This is a genomic window from Priestia sp. RMT2NF4, assembly GCF_047872835.1.
GTDB lineage: Bacteria > Bacillota > Bacilli > Bacillales > Bacillaceae_H > Priestia > Priestia zanthoxyli.
The window spans coordinates 342406-359029 of record NZ_JBLQZO010000003.1 but is presented as its reverse complement, the minus strand read 5'-3'; the positions used below and the strand labels follow the sequence as shown (position 1 = coordinate 359029).

Annotated in this window: 12 protein-coding genes and 1 riboswitch; of the genes, 2 read left to right on the top strand and 10 right to left on the bottom strand. The window is 37.6% G+C overall.

Annotated elements, in window-relative coordinates:
- Window positions 1-193 precede the first annotated feature (193 nt).
- Together ACMX9J_RS15310 and ACMX9J_RS15305 are read left to right on the top strand one after the other, a co-directional pair.
- Complete coding sequence (locus tag ACMX9J_RS15310; protein WP_328179857.1) at window positions 194-763, top strand: YkoF family thiamine/hydroxymethylpyrimidine-binding protein; 570 nt, start codon at window positions 194-196, stop codon at window positions 761-763.
- A gap of 53 nt (window positions 764-816) precedes the next feature.
- Window positions 817-1446 (top strand): hypothetical protein, encoded by a 630-nt coding sequence (locus tag ACMX9J_RS15305; protein ID WP_034269729.1) that lies wholly within the window; start codon window positions 817-819, stop codon window positions 1444-1446.
- Between the two features lie 243 nt (window positions 1447-1689).
- Window positions 1690-1789: riboswitch (SAM riboswitch) on the bottom strand.
- A gap of 169 nt (window positions 1790-1958) precedes the next feature.
- Here the strand turns inward: ACMX9J_RS15305 and ACMX9J_RS15300 are convergent.
- The 10 genes from ACMX9J_RS15300 to ACMX9J_RS15255 form a co-directional block, all read right to left on the bottom strand.
- Window positions 1959-3278, bottom strand: coding sequence for an aspartate aminotransferase family protein (locus tag ACMX9J_RS15300; protein ID WP_034269726.1), 1320 nt, complete (start codon window positions 3276-3278; stop codon window positions 1959-1961).
- Window positions 3279-3638: 360 nt separating this feature from the next.
- Complete coding sequence (locus ACMX9J_RS15295) at window positions 3639-4226, bottom strand: histidine phosphatase family protein (protein WP_034269720.1); 588 nt, start codon at window positions 4224-4226, stop codon at window positions 3639-3641.
- A 12-nt stretch (window positions 4227-4238) separates the two neighbouring features.
- Window positions 4239-5045, bottom strand: a complete 807-nt coding sequence (locus tag ACMX9J_RS15290; protein WP_033578176.1) for an alpha/beta fold hydrolase — start codon at window positions 5043-5045, stop codon at window positions 4239-4241.
- A gap of 36 nt (window positions 5046-5081) precedes the next feature.
- The gene (locus ACMX9J_RS15285) at window positions 5082-5456 is read right to left on the bottom strand and encodes a DUF1992 domain-containing protein (RefSeq protein WP_014461362.1); all 375 of its coding nucleotides are present in this window, start codon (window positions 5454-5456) and stop codon (window positions 5082-5084) included.
- A 454-nt stretch (window positions 5457-5910) separates the two neighbouring features.
- The gene (locus ACMX9J_RS15280) at window positions 5911-8787 is read right to left on the bottom strand and encodes an ATP-binding protein (protein WP_416225930.1); all 2877 of its coding nucleotides are present in this window, start codon (window positions 8785-8787) and stop codon (window positions 5911-5913) included.
- Window positions 8777-9145 (bottom strand): response regulator transcription factor, encoded by a 369-nt coding sequence (locus ACMX9J_RS15275; protein ID WP_028412195.1) that lies wholly within the window; start codon window positions 9143-9145, stop codon window positions 8777-8779. The genes ACMX9J_RS15280 and ACMX9J_RS15275 overlap by 11 nt, the downstream gene beginning before the upstream one ends.
- A gap of 2 nt (window positions 9146-9147) precedes the next feature.
- Complete coding sequence (locus ACMX9J_RS15270; protein ID WP_416225929.1) at window positions 9148-12396, bottom strand: hypothetical protein; 3249 nt, start codon at window positions 12394-12396, stop codon at window positions 9148-9150.
- Complete coding sequence (locus ACMX9J_RS15265) at window positions 12393-13802, bottom strand: glycosyltransferase family 2 protein (RefSeq protein WP_033578173.1); 1410 nt, start codon at window positions 13800-13802, stop codon at window positions 12393-12395. The genes ACMX9J_RS15270 and ACMX9J_RS15265 overlap by 4 nt, the downstream gene beginning before the upstream one ends.
- Window positions 13792-14841: a HEAT repeat domain-containing protein gene (locus ACMX9J_RS15260; protein ID WP_165635520.1), complete on the bottom strand. Its 1050-nt coding sequence runs from the start codon at window positions 14839-14841 to the stop codon at window positions 13792-13794. The genes ACMX9J_RS15265 and ACMX9J_RS15260 overlap by 11 nt, the downstream gene beginning before the upstream one ends.
- Window positions 14842-16449, bottom strand: coding sequence for a response regulator (locus ACMX9J_RS15255; protein WP_416225928.1), 1608 nt, complete (start codon window positions 16447-16449; stop codon window positions 14842-14844). It abuts the gene before it with no gap.
- Window positions 16450-16624: the final 175 nt, after the last annotated feature.

The following is a 16624-nucleotide window of genomic DNA, read 5'->3' as shown; positions in this document are numbered from 1 at the left end:
TTTTTATTCTTTTTCACTATGTGACTTTTCTTGACACCCTTAATTTTCATGTTATGCAATTTATTCTCGTTTCTTCTATGTAATATTTACTAAAAATAAAGAATCTATCTTCTGTTTCTATACAAAACAGAAAAGTTATTTTATGATTTGTATGATTAAAAAACTACAAATCTATATTTTAGGGGTGATTAACTTGGAAAAAATAAATGTTGGCTGTCGTTTTACGCTTTCCGTTATGAGCGATAACTTCATCAATATTATTTTAAGCGCACTAAACGAAGTGGATATGTCTAAAGTTCAGCGAAAAACGGACCGTGTTAGTACGTTTATTGAAGGAACTGCCAAAGACGTATTTGAAGTTGTACAGGCCATTTATAAAAGTGCTGGAAAATCAGAAAAGCATATTGTGCTGAATGCCACGTTTTCAACAGGGCGTCACGAAGAATATTTCGAAGAAAGAAAAATAAACTCAAAAGAAAACATGCCTTTAAACCAACAGCTTTGTGCTTCGTTCCCTGTATCCACTCAATTTTCTTTGTATCCATTAGATACGCCGCATTATGTAGACATCATCAAAAGCGGAATTGGCGCAGTTAAACAACAGGGAGTATTTGCCGAAACCGTGCCTTTTGCAACAGCTTTAGAAGGAGATGTGGACAAAGTATTCGCTTCTCTATACGAATGCTTTATGAAATCTGTACAGCAAGCTCGTGTCGTGATGACAGTTAATATGTCAGCACACAGCCCTTCTTCAAAACGATAAATTACTTCTTATCTATTTATAAAGATAGAGTACTAGAAAGGATTTATATGAATATGGCTACAAAAAGAACGTTTTTTGCTTTTTCCCTGATAGGTGCATTATTATGTCTATTAGTCGTACCAAACTCTGTTCAGGCTAGTGAAAAACCTGCTCATTTAACGGTTGCTTCTTACACGCAGTTCTTGAAAGGGCAAGGTGATAAAAGTTCACTGTATGAATTTTCAAAACTGTCGCGTCAACAAAAACAAAAAGTTGTACAATCACTAAGGGATCCATCTCTGTTCAAAATGGATATTGAAGAGAGCAGCGGCACGGTCGAAGCTGCAAGTACAGCAGCATACGGAGCAAAAACGGCTTCACCTTTATTCAAAACAGCAGCTTATACGGCTTCTTATAAAGCGGCTGGATTTACAACAACAAAACTAACGGTGTATGTAGATTATTACACAAAAAGCTCCTCAGTAACTTCAGTCAAAAGTGTACGAGGTGTGGTCACAAAAAACGTAAACCCCCTTGTGTCTATTTCAAAAAAGAGCTCAAAATCTTGGGTACAAAATAATCGAGCCTACGGGCGAATTGACTGGCAGTGGAAAGTTGCAGCTAAAAATGCTGGAATCAAAAGACAAACCGCTTATGGTACGGCTTCCGGCGCTTCTGGCGGATCTACAGCTACAGTCAATTGATAATGAGGAATAAACGATGAAAAAAATGATGTGGTGGATTATTGGTATTACGGCCGGGGTGCTTTTACTAGGAATTCTGGTAGGTTATTTATCATTTTACAGCATATAAAAACAGCAGGTAATTTCACCTGCTGTTTTTTATCTAAATGTCATATTCTTGTCATAAAATTAAAACCTCCACTTACAGTGTCTAAGTGCCTGTAAGAAGAGGTTGGGATCACAATTGTTAGTAAGCCTGGTCTCTTCTCATCTTTCAAGCACTGCTTGTGGGAGTTGGCACGGTTCTATAAAGTCCGTTGCCGAGGTTTCACAGGGCCTATCCCTCCGCCTCTCTTGATAAGAAGTTTGTCGAATTTTGTTGATAATTGTTGATAAGATAAATATTATGTTACATGCTGCACAAACAGATGTCAACTACTTTTCAGAAAATTGTTTTCCCTCTAAAACTATGATATCGCTACCATTACTATGACAACTAGGTTACAAATATATAAATTTTTTATATTTTTTTATTACGCTTTTACAGCTGACTTTTTCTCAAAAGAAGTAATAGCCTCATCTAGCATACGAATGCCGTCATCTATCTGTTCTTTTGTCACAGTAAGCGGAGGTACCATGCGAATAACTTCACTTGCATTTCCGCAAAAATAAAATAACACGCCTTTTTCTAAAGCTAAGTCCAAAATCTCGAATAAAGCGTCTCCATCTCCTTCTCCCGTATGCGGATTAACAATTTCAATTCCAATCATAAGTCCTAAACCACGGATATCTCCAATAACTGAATGTTTTTCCTTTAAAAGATGCAGCTTTTCTAATGCATAAGCGCCCATTTTTTTCGTGTTATCCAGCAGCTGTTCTTCTTTCATCACTTCAAGAGTTGCAAGAGCTGCTGAGCATCCGATAGGATTCCCTCCAAATGTTGTACTATGTGTGCCAAGAGGCCACTGCTTCATTAATTCTTGAGAAGCGACCGTTGCGCTAAGCGGAATTCCAGAAGCAATTCCTTTTGCTATAGCCATAATATCTGGTACAACATCAAAGGTTTGGCCAGCAAACCATTCACCGGTACGGCCAAACCCTGTTTGCACTTCATCAAAAATAAGTAATATTCCGTGACGATCACAAATCTCTCTTAACTTCTTCATCCAGCTTTTCGGAGGGATAATATAGCCGCCTTCACCTAATACTGGTTCCAAAATAACGGCAGCCACTTCTTCAGGCGTGACTTGGTGCTTAAAGAGTATTTCAAAATCTTTTTCAAGCTTTTCAGTGAAGTATACATCGCTGTCTAGCTCCGCAGAGCACTCTTTTGGATTGGCATATGGAAGTTGATACGTCAGTCCCGAAGGCTGCTGAAATTGTCTATATTTGCTTTTCGATGTTGTAACACTTAAAGCTCCCATCGAGCGTCCATGAAAACACCCTAAAAAAGAAATAACATACGGACGCTTTGTGACATGTCTCGCTAATTTTAAGGCTCCTTCAATTGCTTCTGTGCCGCTATTTCCAAAGAAAAAGCAGTCTAAATTGCCCGGCGTTACTTTTCCTAACTCATCGGCTAACTTTAATATCGATTCGTACATAATGACACCTGAGGGACCGTGCAATAATTGATCTGCTCCGTCTTTGATTGCTTTTACTACTTTCGGATGTCTGTGTCCTACATTTGTCGTAGCGATTCCGGAAGTAAAATCGAGATATTCTTTACCATCCAATCCATAATAATAGCATCCTTCTTCTTTCACAACGGGCAAATTCGGATGATCTTTAGCCATTGTCGGTGCTAGCAATTCAGGCATTCTTTCAAATAAGTGACTCCAATCTTTAGACATACTACATCCTCCTTGAAATTATACAAATCAATTAATCTTATTCCGAAATATAGTTACTTATTAAACAATATTAGGAAATCCAGTTATACTAAACGCTTTAATAGAATAGTAATAAAACTTATTTTACTATGCATTTTTATTAAAATCAATTGTATAAATATTTATATATAAAATTAATATGCGGGGTCTCATCCCTTCCGCTTTTCCCATAGGAGTCTTCGCCTTTCCCTCCAATCAACAGCCAGAAGTACTTACATATATGAAACCTGCGTTCACCATAACCATAAAAAAATCCGAACGATTAATCGTTCGGATCCTCCCTCAACTAAAATACTACTGTCACAGCCTCTTTAAGTATATTTATTCAAGATGTTTGGCATCATTGATTGTTTCAAGACGCCATTTTCCACTTTCATAAGCAAAAGTTGTAATCGATGTATTTTGTAAAATAGTAGTCCCTGTTCCTTGTTCTCCGCTTGTTACATGATGAATGAATGTATTAATTGCCGCCCCGTGACTAACAACTGCTACTTTCTTTCCAATAGACTCCTTCATAATTTCCGTTAAACGCCGAACCATCCGTTCTTGAGCGGCTTCGAGTGTTTCAATATTATATAAAGGTTCTTCTCCCCAATTTGTCGCATAGTTTGGCACAAGATCATGCAGAACTTCTACGTTCTTTGATTCTAATTCTCCAAAAGAGCGCTCGCGCAGCTGCTCACAAACCTCGACTTTCTCTACTTTAGCGACTGCGGCAATTTTCCTAGCCGTCTCCTGCGCACGAAGCAAATCGCTTGTGTAGACTACATCAATATGGATATCTTTAAAACGTTCCGCTACGCGTTTGGCTTGTTGCTTTCCTGTTTCGTTGAGCGGAATATCAGCATGCCCTTGAATAAGTTTGTTTTTATTCCAATCTGTTTGGCCGTGTCTAATTAAGTAAAGCATCGTAATCCCCCTTTAATCTCGTTTTAAAAATTGATAAACAGCTTTATCAACCTCTGAGCTTTCATGTAAATCCGAATGTGCTTCATGAAACGTTTGGAGATGAATGTGTTCGGTAAACTCTTGCAGTCCGTATGCACTTTCTACTGTTACCACTCCATCTGTCTTATCTCCCACATCTCCTGCTCCTGAAAAAACGTCGATCTCTTTTGAGAAATCTTGACGACTTTCGTATAGCTTGTTTAACGCTATAGAGTGAAAAGCTAAATCACGAGCCCCCATAGATTCGATATGATTGCGTGCATGAGGATACATCTCCATTAATTCCTGATAATCTAATCCTTGAATCGGCGATCCTAACGTAACTAACTTTTGAATATATTGAGGGTTAGCCAAACTAACTGCTGCTGCTGTTACTCCTCCCATACTATGTCCAACTAAATCCACAGAAGATGCTTTATATGTATCACGTACATCTTGCATAATAGCTTCAATCCATTTTTGCTGCTGTGCAATACTGGCATCTGGCTTTTTAAAGACGATATGAATAAGCGGAAGTTTTCCCTCTTTTGCTTTCATAATGTGCTTCCACTGAATAGCTCCATCTTTTTGAACGACGCAGTAAGCTACTTTAGTTCCCCATCCGTTTTGTTCAAATCGTTTAATCATTTTCCCTAAGCTTTTTTGACTGCCTAAATAGCCATGAATAAATAAAACCGGCACATTTTTCGATTGGGCGCCTCGTTTTATTTGTGGGGCAAAAATATAAAAACAAAGCGAAATAAATAATATGATACTAATCAATAAAATTAACAGCCGCAAGTTCTCACCCTCCGATCGTCTCGTCTATTACACTCATTAATAAAAAAATTTGGAGTAAATTTTATTCTGATACGTCCTGTAAGCTGCAGAACTTGTCATCTTTTTCTTGTCAACGAGCTGCTCAAAGCGCAAACGCTTTTCCGTAAGCATCTCTGTTAGCCTTTGTTCTTCATTAGCATCCGTGCATATAGAAATCAATTCTTCTATTGTAGCCATATCTCGTTTTAGCTCTTGTTCATCACTTATCATATTTGCATTTTTTAACATCCTATACGCTTGGCGCAGTTCTTCAGGTATATGTGATAAATCTTCTAACTTTAATGGTTTTCCTTCCCCAGGCAGCTTATCAAAGTCACCGTCTTTTATTGCTTGTCTAATTCTTTCTTCAGCAATTATATACGCAATATCCAAGGAAAGACCTCCTTTAAGAAAATATAAAATTCAATCTTACCTTCTATATAAAAGATGTATAAAAAACACAGCTTTTATAACCGTATTTTTTATTATACTATGATTATAAAAATTGAACTACCTTCACTTCTTGGAGAGACTATCCTCCCTTTGTGAAATCGTTTCTAGAGCTTCACTCCTTTCACTATCAAACTTTCTTGAGCAGTTTGTTAACGAGCTGAAAGTCAATAAACGATTCTGCATGAGGTTTTGTTATCTTATCTTACTATATTTATACAAAAAAGCCTCCTTACGCATGTAAGGAGGTGGAAAAAGGTAATTCTAAGGTCATCATGTTATGCCTACTTTCTATAAAACCACATTTTGATAGCGTTTTCAATGTTTTTTTATTACTTTACTAATTTTCTTTTCGTTTAATGAGACTCCGTACATATAACGAAGCCTCACCAAATTTCTACTCTTCTTTATCTGATGGAATCATAATTTCTCCTTCATGCTCTTGTTTTTTCAAAAGCAGCTGGAGAATCGTTTTAGATAATTTACTAGGCTGATAGGGTTTAATCAGAAACTCACACACTCCAAGCTCTAATCCTTTGCTTCTTTCGTCTAAAGCAGATGAGATTAAGATAGGAATTTTTTCTGTCTCTGTATTTTCTTTGAGATGCCTTAAAACATCCCAGCCGTCTAACTTATTTTCTCCTAGCATGATATCTAGAACAACCACTTCAGGCTTTTGCTGATGAATAGAGTTTAATGCATCTTCTCCGCTATTAAAATACCGAACGTGAAAGCCGCTTTCTTTTAATTCTACCTGTAAAAGCGTCGCTAAACTTTTATCATCTTCTACAATCACTACGCTTTTACGGTTATCATTCGCACTTATCATCATTTCTTCATCGTACTGAACTTCATGTAGAAGCGGGAGAACAATCGTGAATGTTGTTCCTTTTTTCCATTCTGATTGTACAGTAATGTCTCCACCATGAGCTTTTACAATTTCTTTTACAATTGCTAACCCTAGACCCGTTCCGCCAATTTTGCGCATATCGGAGTTATCTACTCTGTAGAATTTGGTAAACAAATGTCCTAGCGCTTCACGTGGTATACCAATTCCTTCATCTTGAATATCAATATAAACAGCGTGTTCCTTTTGATACACTTTAACTGTAACGTTCCCTCCATCGGGCGAGTATTTTACTGCATTGCTAATTACATTATTAAACAATTGCAGAAGCTTATCTTTATCTCCCATTACCGTAAAATGCTCTTGATCGGAAATCATATTAAATTCATGCTTACTTGTTTGTATGTTCTGGACCTCAATCACCTGCTTAATAAGCGGCAGAATGTCTTGATACTTTTTATCGTAGGTTTGTTTCCCCGCTTCCATTCTTTGGACGTCCAGAAAATCGTTGATTAAAGAAGTTAACCGCTGTGCTTCCTGATAAATAGTAGTTAAATACTTCTTCTGTCTTTCTTCTTTTAATGTTTTGTTTAGCATAAGCTCAGTGAACCCTAATACACTTGCTAAAGGTGTGCGCAGCTCGTGACTCACAGTGCTTACAAATTCCGACTTCATCTGATCAACTTCAAATTCTTTCGTAATATCACGATGAACGAACAATACGCCAAACATCTGACGGTTTCGATATACGTATTCGCTATAAACTTTTATAACTTTTCGCTTACCTTCCGTGTGCAGGTAATAAACAAAAGACTTTTCTACTTGCTCTCCCTTACAAATGGCTTTAACGTATTGTCTTAGCTGCCCTATATTTTCGACTTTTTGAGAGAGAGCATCTAGCCATTGATTGCGAGAGAGCTGAAGAAGCCCGCTTTGATGCTCATATTGAAACAATTCGCTAATCTTCGTATTCACCTGTAGAATCGTACCGCTTGTATCTACAAGCTGCATTCCTTCTTGAATCGAATTTAAAATATCTTGAGATAGCAGTCGGTCGTGCTCAGACTCTTCGTAAATATAAATTTTTTCAAGAGCAATCGTAATTTGTTTGGCCAATATTTCAAATGTCTGTAATTCATGTTCTGTGTATTCATCCGCGTAGCGGCTGTAAAACATATAGGCTAGCATATCTCCCTGTGAAGACAGCACCGGTACGATAACATCATACAAATAAAATGTTTGCCGATGATATAGGCGCTCATGTTCTATACACTCTCTTTTTACTACCATGCATTTTTTCGTCTTTTGCACATGATCAATGTAATTATTATGAAGGTTTTTCATCATCTGTTGAACACTTGATGAAGATAGACCAAATGAAGCATGTGTCTTTTCATCGGTTAGCATAATAAAACCGTGATCAGCTTTCATTACTCGGCTCATGTTTGTGACAGCACTCGTGAGAACTTCTTGCTTGTGAAGAGAATTTGTTAGTCCATGCACAAATAAATTGCGCAATTCTAACTCTCCTTCTCGTTCCTTTGTCAATTCCAATGCGTGCTGAAGTTCATCTTGCTGACTGTGCAACTCATCTTGCTGTGCAATCAGCTCTTCATTTTGAGCCGTTAACTCCTGTTCGTTATTTTGCAAAGTCGATACCATTTTGTAAAAGGCCTGAGATAGCATACCGATTTCATCTCTTCTATGTTCATCAAATGTCATAGGCATTTCTTTTCCCGCAGCAATTTCGCTTGCCGTATATGCTAGCTGACTCAGCGGCTTTACAAACTTATTTAGCAATACCCGTGTAAGCAATAATAAAATGACCACTGTAAACGCTAAAAATAAAATAAAGAACGTTTGACTTTTCTGCATGTCACTCGACGTGTCATCGTACTGTGTATTTAAGTCTTTAGTTAATTCATTTTGGTAGTCATCAAGTTCTTTTTGCATTTGTTCTATTGATTTAGAAGCAGCCTTCCGCTCAGGACTAGAGCGGACTCCTTCAATGCCTTTTTTGTCGTAAATATCTTTAAAATAAGGAAGCGTTTGATTAAAATACGTGTTTAGCATCACCGTCGCTTCATTTACAAACGTACGTTCACGTCTATCTGCCGCTAGACCTGAAAGTCGATCAAGATTTTCTTCGATACTTTTTTGCTGACTTGCAGCCTCGTTATACATATCCTCTGAATCAAATGCAATAAACCCACGAGCCTGCAAAAAAGCTCTGTTCATTGATTTATCAATTGTAGATAGCAGCTGTGCCTTTTCCCGTACTTGTGCCCTGTACTGGGCATAATCAGCTGTAATTTCTTTTTGCCGTACAACAAGTACAGTTGAACCCGCCGCAAAAGCAAGTAAAAGGATACTTGCTAAGAAGATGAACTGGGTTGAGATACTTTTTCGTTTTAGTTTATTGTTCATCTAAAATTTCCTCAACACGTTCGGCTAGCAATAGGGGACTAAACGGTTTAGACATAAAATACGCAGCCCCTGCTTCTAACACCCGGCTTTGATCAGCAGCTTGATTCTTAGCTGAAAGCATCAATACTTTTGTATGGCGCTTATCTTTCATTTCTTTCAGCTGCTGAATGACTTCAAGCCCGGTGAACACGGGCATCATATAATCCAAAATAATTAAGTCAAAATCACGTTCTTTAATAAATTCCAACGCTTCTTCGCCGTTTTCTGCTTCCGTCACTTCATGTCCTTCATCTTCAAGCGTATCTACCACTAACATACGAAGCACTTCTTCATCTTCCGCTAATAAAATTTTTGCCATTGTTATTCCTCCGCTTGTAGTCGTCCATACGTTTTTTGCAATATGAAGTAGGACGGCTTTATTCGTTCGTGAAAAGTTGGATACTCCCAATTTTTCCACTTGTATAAGTAAAAATCTTTTAATAAAAGTTCTCCTTTTTTCTGAGTCGGAAACGTATCTTCCACGTCATTGCTCTTCTTATTAACAGCTACGACTCCCACTTGAATTCCTTTCATTTTCTCGCTGGATTCTAATCCTTTTTTGGACCAAATATCTCCCATTATTTCTTTTTGACTCGGGTCTTTTACATTTAAAAGCGCCCAAGGAATGCGAAGTTCAGCAATTCCATTTGATTCATTCACTTTAAAATCTGCCAGCGAATCAAATGAAGAAGAGTTAGGATCGCTGTTTCCTTCTTGGAGCTTCCCAGTTTCATAGGCGTCAAAAGGAATGGTTCTCTTGTTTTTCCCCTCTCCAATCGCTAATTCTTTGTTAAGGGCGAGCCTGATTGGATTAAACATGCCGTTATCTTTTGTATCGGTTCCTTTTACAGATGGAATCATTTGAAGCTGATGGGCATACGAAAAATAATACGTATCGTAATAGCTGTCTATCCACAAGTGACTGTCTTCTTTCCCGTTTAATTCTGCTACAAAATCAATTCCTTTTGTTTTTAAAGAAGGAATTTGAGGAATCTTTGACTGTCCCTGATTGTTAATTGTGTTAAACAAGAAATAAAGCTTTTGATCTTCCAGCTCTTTTGCACTCACGTGTAGATATAGATAACCTTCATCACTTGTAATGTTCAATGCTTTTAACTTCTTAGACGGCTTATATACCGACTTGCTGTTCAGCTTTTTCCAATCATCTGATTTGCCGTCTACTTTGACTTTCAGCTTTGTTCCTGGATCAAAACTCAACAGGCCAAAATGCTGTTCTCCCGTTTGCAAATTCGTCCAAAATGGCCTGCGATTCGGATTGTCGTACTCCATCGTATTCCACGTTCGCTTAAACCATTCATCTTGCCATGTAAAGACCATACCGCCAGCCATTTTTTCTTCAACAATATCTTCGTACAAGCGTGACAGAATCTTTCCTTGTTCTTGTTCCGTATGAAAGCCTTGATCCCATCCGTATACGTTTCTATGGGTGAGTCCTCGCGAAGCCGGAATGCCAAATTCAGCAACAAGCACGGGCATATGATGAACTTCTTTCATATTTTGCAAATAACCTGCGTAGTTATTTTTCTCTCCTCGATGATCGCGATAAGCGAGATAACGAGGTTCATAGTTTAAGAAATCAGGATAGTAAGGATAAATATGATAAGAAGCAAATAATCCCGGCTCAAATTTTTTAGTTGTGTGAATTAAATTAGGATTAACAGACACTTTATCTTCGTCTTCAGAAGGCTCATATGGATGAGTCAATAAATCCGTCGTCACCCAGTTCGTAAAGCTCATAGGCCGCTGCCAATCATATTTATCCTGCTCATAGGAAATTGTTTTTTCCATAAGCTGCGCAAGCCAAATTTCAAAGGGATTGCCTTTTTCCGTATAGATGTACTTCCCTTTAAAATCTTTCATTCCTTTATGTTTTTCATTTGTCGAAAGGGCTACCGTGGGATCCCATTCAACTCCTATAATCCAGCCTAAAACATAAGGAGACACGTCTGCTGTATACGTTCCGCTTGCATGTCCCGTCCGTTTTGGCAGTGTTGCATTTCCATGAATAACGTTTACAATCCTTTTCATTTCAGCTTCAAATTCTTTTGTATTTTCCTTTGCAAAAGCATCTTGTGAATCATAGAAAACTTCTTCATTCACCCATACTCCATGAAAAAGATAAATGGGTTCTTTGGCTTTTTGGTTATACTCAGCAAGCGCTTCATAAAAGCCGGGAGGGTGAATGGTGTATACGCGGATTGAGTTTGCATTCATCTTGCCAATTTCTTTAAACCAGCGCAAATATTCTTCTTTCGAAATAGCGGTCTCACCAGGGAAATGGCCTGGCTTACTAATGCCCATATTTACTCCTTTAATCAGCAAATCTTTCCACTTGCCGTTTTGATAAACTTGCAAATAATCTTTTCCTACTTTCCCTGCTACTTTACGGTCAGCATCTTCATAGATTTCCATATTTTCATTAAAAGTAACAGAAGCAGGCTGCGATGCATTTTGCTGTTGATCTATAATCTTATTCATAAGAGGCAGATAAACAGTCCAGTAAAAAGAAGACTCATCTTCTTTTCCGATTTTCTCTGTCCATTTCTTCCACACCGGGTAAAAAGAGGTTTGATAAATGGAAGGTACTTCTCCTTGATCTGCAAAATCTCCTGCAAAGTAATAAGTATCATATCGCTCTTTATTATGATGAACGACTGCTGGTATGGACAAAGGAATACCATTTTCCTTTAGCTTGTTTTTTCCTTCAGAATCCAAGTGAAAGACAAACTGAGCCTGCACATCACTTTTTTGCTGGGGTGTAATTACGTCAAACCAATATTGATAAGCAGATTCATCCTGTAAATTCAATGTTTTTTTTCCTTGTTTTGTATATTGAAACCATACTGGATTTTCTTTTAATTCTTTTTCCGTTATAATAACGAGCTTATTGGATTCATTAACAAACAGTAAGCCTTTGCCCGTAAGGTTCCATTCTTTGTTGTACTGCTTTTTGTAAGCACTTTTCACCCAAGCAGGAACTTCTTCACTGCCGAATTCATCAAAATAGCGACCAATCCAGCCGGACCACGTAACATTGTACAATTCATACAGTTCTTTGCGAACGTCTAGAGAAGTAGGACTTCCAAATGTATTAAACTCTCCAATCAGCGTTTTTGTACGTCCATTCAGTGCTTTCTTAACGTAGCTCACGTCTTCAGAAGTCATGCCACCATACACCAGCTGAGAACGATCTCCTCTTTTAGCTTTTACGCCTAAATCTTCTTTGTATACGCCATACGTGTCCGTGATATAAATCATATCTGCAGAGTTTGTTTTTGGCAGAGATTTAATGCTGTATGTTTTATCTCCATTCGGATAAAACCCTGCATAATCTTTTGAGATTTCATAAGGCTTCCCGTCTTTGCGTACTTTCGCTTGATTCAGCATCCACATTAAGCCCTGATGCTCTCGAAACGTTTGATCTGGCACTGTTTTATCAATGACAAGCACATTCAAATCAGTTGGTTTCTTTAGCTGCCAAATAAGAAATGGCGAAGCCGTTACTGCCATAACCAAAATAATGCCGCCGATTAATAACCATTTTTTCATTGTGAAACTCCTTTTCGCTGCATGTCTCCCCAGCCTTTTTTATTGCGAATAACGTCCAACAATCCATGACAGCGCCATATAACAGTTAGAGGGCGATACCAAAAGGATTCAGTCAGGGAAAAGACAAACAGCTTAGCGATATCAGATACTTTTGGATATTTGCGAAGGCTCCACTCTTCTAGCAAAACAGCCGCCATTGAATAAAGAGAACCATATACAACCATTAAGAGAAAAAGCAAATACGCAAATTCCACATAAATCCCGCCTACAACTAGAGAAATAACAATAAACAAATAGCCTAACATTTCCATAACCGGCCCGATTAGTTCAATAAACACAAAATAAGGCATAGAAATCATTCCGATACTTCCGTATTTCGGATTAAACAGCATCTCTTTATGCTTCCAAAGACTATCAAATAAACCGCGGTGCCAGCGGTTTCGCTGTCTTCGCAAATATTTGATTTCATCAGGTGCCTCTGTCCAGCATACAGGATCTGGAATATAAACAATTTGATTGTTGGCTTTTTTCTGTTTAATCAGTCGGTGGAGGCGAACAACAAGCTCCATGTCTTCGCCGACTGTATGAGAATAACCCCCAGCTTCAATCACCCAGCGTTTAGAAAATACGCCAAATGCTCCTGACACAATAAGTAATAAATTATGGCGACTGAGACCAATGCGCCCCATAAGAAAGGCACGTAAATATTCAATAATCTGCATCACAACAAGCGGCTGCGTATCAAGTCCAATCGATACGACCGCACCGTTTTCGATTTTACATCCGTTTGCAATTCGAATACTTCCTCCTGAAGCAATTACTTCTCCGTCTGAATCAATAATTGGCTTCATAACTTTTAAAAAAGCGTCTCTTTCCAACACTGAATCACCATCGATCGAACAAAAATAAGGATAGTTGGATAAATTAATTCCTGCATTTAATGCATCTGACTTTCCTCCATTTTGTTTATCGACTACATATAAATAATCGTATAATTTAGAACGATATACAGCTTTTACTTCTTTCGTCTCCACTTGCTTTCTCACAACTCGATTCATTTTCACAAGAGAAAACTCTTCGATGAGCTTTTCTAACGTATCATCTGAAGATCCATCATTTACTACAATTACTTCATATTCCGGATATTCAATTCCAAGCAGCGAACGCACGCTTCCAATAATCCCGACAGATTCGTTATAAGCGGGAACTAATATAGATAACGGCGTTGTATAGCTAACCGCAAGCAAATCTTCATAAGGTTCTTCATCATTTAATTGATATTGCTTTCGCAGTTGAAAAGCAGAGATGATAAACATCATAAAATAAAAACAAAGCACAAAAATCATATAAGCAAATACAGCCCATCCGCAAACGGACAAAAAAAGATGCCAAACACTATTCCACAACCGTAATTCCTCCCTTTTCAAGCCATTCTGCTGCCATATCTTTCGAAAACTTGTCATCAGTCGTTTCATATACATGAACTAAGTATTCTGTACCCGTTGGGATTTTCATCATTGACTGAGCAGCATTCGAACGCACAAGAAAATGAGAATCTTTCAGCGACTGCTCGAGAAGTGACAATCCCTTCTCATCTCTCGTTTTGCCTACTAGTTTGGTAGCCATCATTCTCTCTTGCCACATATCTGATTGAAGATGTTTCGTGAGCTCCTCTACTTTTAATGGAAAAGATAAAGCGTTAAGTGATTTCAACGAACGAATTCGCAGTTCTTCTGATGAACTTTTCATGTGCATTTTTAAGAAATCGATATACTCTAACTTATGATTGATACCGACCATATCGATAAGTGGCAGCTGAATTTCTTCTTGCAGGTCTTCAAATTTATTAATAAATTGCTGAAACTGCTCACTGTTCATAGTTCCAAACAAAGAGCGGTACATAAATTCAGACAGCGGTTTAGAGGCATTCGTCATGTATATAACAAACTCAGGACGGTTTAGCTTAACTAAAATCTTTAAAATTTGATTTTTTTCAGCCGCTGTACTATTTTTTTTCTCATACATTTCTACTAATTGGTCTGTTAGCGTAGTAAGACCAAAATCTTCAATAGCATAAAGGGCATTCATTCTGACACTCCACCTAGAATGATGCAGCTCTTTTTTATATTTGGGTGTAAAAACCTTCTCCGCATAGAGCGTGATGTTATTTCGAATGTCATCACCTTGCACAGCTGCAGAAAAACCGCTCAATAGTTCCTCTACACCCGCCAGCTCTATTTTATTTTTAGGCTCTATCCGATGTTCTTCATCTTTTCTGTATAAATAAATAAAAAGAGATTCTTTTATACTATCTTTATAGGATTCTACTTTTGCCCGGAAAGCGTTTAAACGCGCTTTTTGAATAAGTAAATAACTTAGAAAACAAACCAACAGCAATAGCAATCCGCCAAATAAGGCATATACCACTTGAATTGACATCCCCATTTATTTCACCTTCTTCATTAAATGACGTACGCGCGCTTCAAGCTCCATTAACTTAAATGGCTTTGTCATGTAATCGTCTGCCCCAAGTTCTAATGCTCTTTGAATATCTTGTTCGCTGTTTCGTGATGTAAGCATAATAACCGTGTACTGATCGTGACGTTTCTGCTGCCTTAATTTTTGCAGCACTTCTAAGCCATCCATCTTAGGCATCATTCCATCTAAAATAACAAAGTAGTGATCGCTAGAGTGAATCCATTGGGACTCAAAAAATTCGATGCCGTCTTTAAACACTTCTATTTTCACTTCATAACGATCTCCTACATCAATCTTACTTAAAAGCTCTTTCAGCATCGTTCGAATGATAGAATCATCATCAATAATAGCCATACGAAGCGTTCGCTTTTTAACCAGCTTGCTTTGAGAAGAAGCTACAATTTTTTGACGTCCTGATTCCTTCGCTATATATAATGCTTCATCAGCTTGATGAAGCGCTTTTTCTAACGGCCATTCATTGTTATGAACTTCTACAACTCCGCCGGAAAAGCTGCAATAAAACGAATTGCTTTGATGTGTGAACACTTCTTTCACAAAGGAATCCAACAGTCTATTTAATACTGTTTCTGCCTCTTTTATATTGGTTTTTGGCAGTAAAAGAATAAATTCTTCGCCTCCATATCTAAAAATGTGATCTGTTGGACGAATTTCATGCTTCATATACTCTACAAATGCTTGCAGCACGCGGTCTCCCATAAGATGTCCATACTGATCATTTATTCTTTTAAAGAAATCTAAATCTAAAATCGCTAAACAAAAAGGATCTTTTAAGCGGTCGTAGCTGGATAGCTGCTGACTGTAGATTTCTTTTAAATACGTTCGGTTATAGGCTCCTGTTAATTCATCAAACATTAAATAGGAGTTAAACATTTGCTTTCGTTCAATATGGTGACCAATTCGAAGTAGACTTTCTTCCAAATCGAAAGGTTTAACAAGAAAGTCATCGGCCCCTAATTTAAAAGCCTTCAAACGCGTCTCTTTTTGATTATCAACGCTCATCATGACAATCGGGACGAACAGTTGCTTTGTTTTATCACGTAAAAATGAAAGAATGTCAAAGCCTGTACAGTCTTTCATATGTACATCAACAACAAAACAATCCGGCTTTAATTCGTAAAAAGCCGTAATGGCTTTTTCTTTAGATGCAGTTGCTAATACGTACCATCCCTGCTTTTCAAACTGTTCTTTTAAATACATCAGCATTGAAAGATCGTCGTCCACAAGTAAAATGCTAGCTGTTTGTTCACTGATTTCTAGCGGTTTATTTATATCTTCTGCGGATTGAATTTCATCTTGATAACAAATTTTAATAATATCTAATAAAAAAGTATTCAACTCCGTGTAATCCCAGATTTTTTTCTGTTTTTTTTCAACAGCTTCCATTAACGCGCGGGAACGATCTCCTAAATAATGCAGTCCAATAGTCGCAGACGTTCCAGAAATTGAATGCAAAAAGCGGTACACCTCTTCATGAGGTATTTCTTTATTTTGATCAGTCCACTCTTGCAGCTGCTTACGCACATTAGCTAATAATGTAATTTGATATTTATCCATCTTATACACCCTTTGTTCGATATAGTTAACACTTACCCCATATTACTCCATCCATTTTTCTATAATATTTTGTAAGTAAATGAAATATTTTCTTACTTTTATTTTAAGTATGTTTTTTCCAAATGAAAAGCAATTCCTTTTTAACCATACTTTTCCTCCAATGATTTTACTTTAA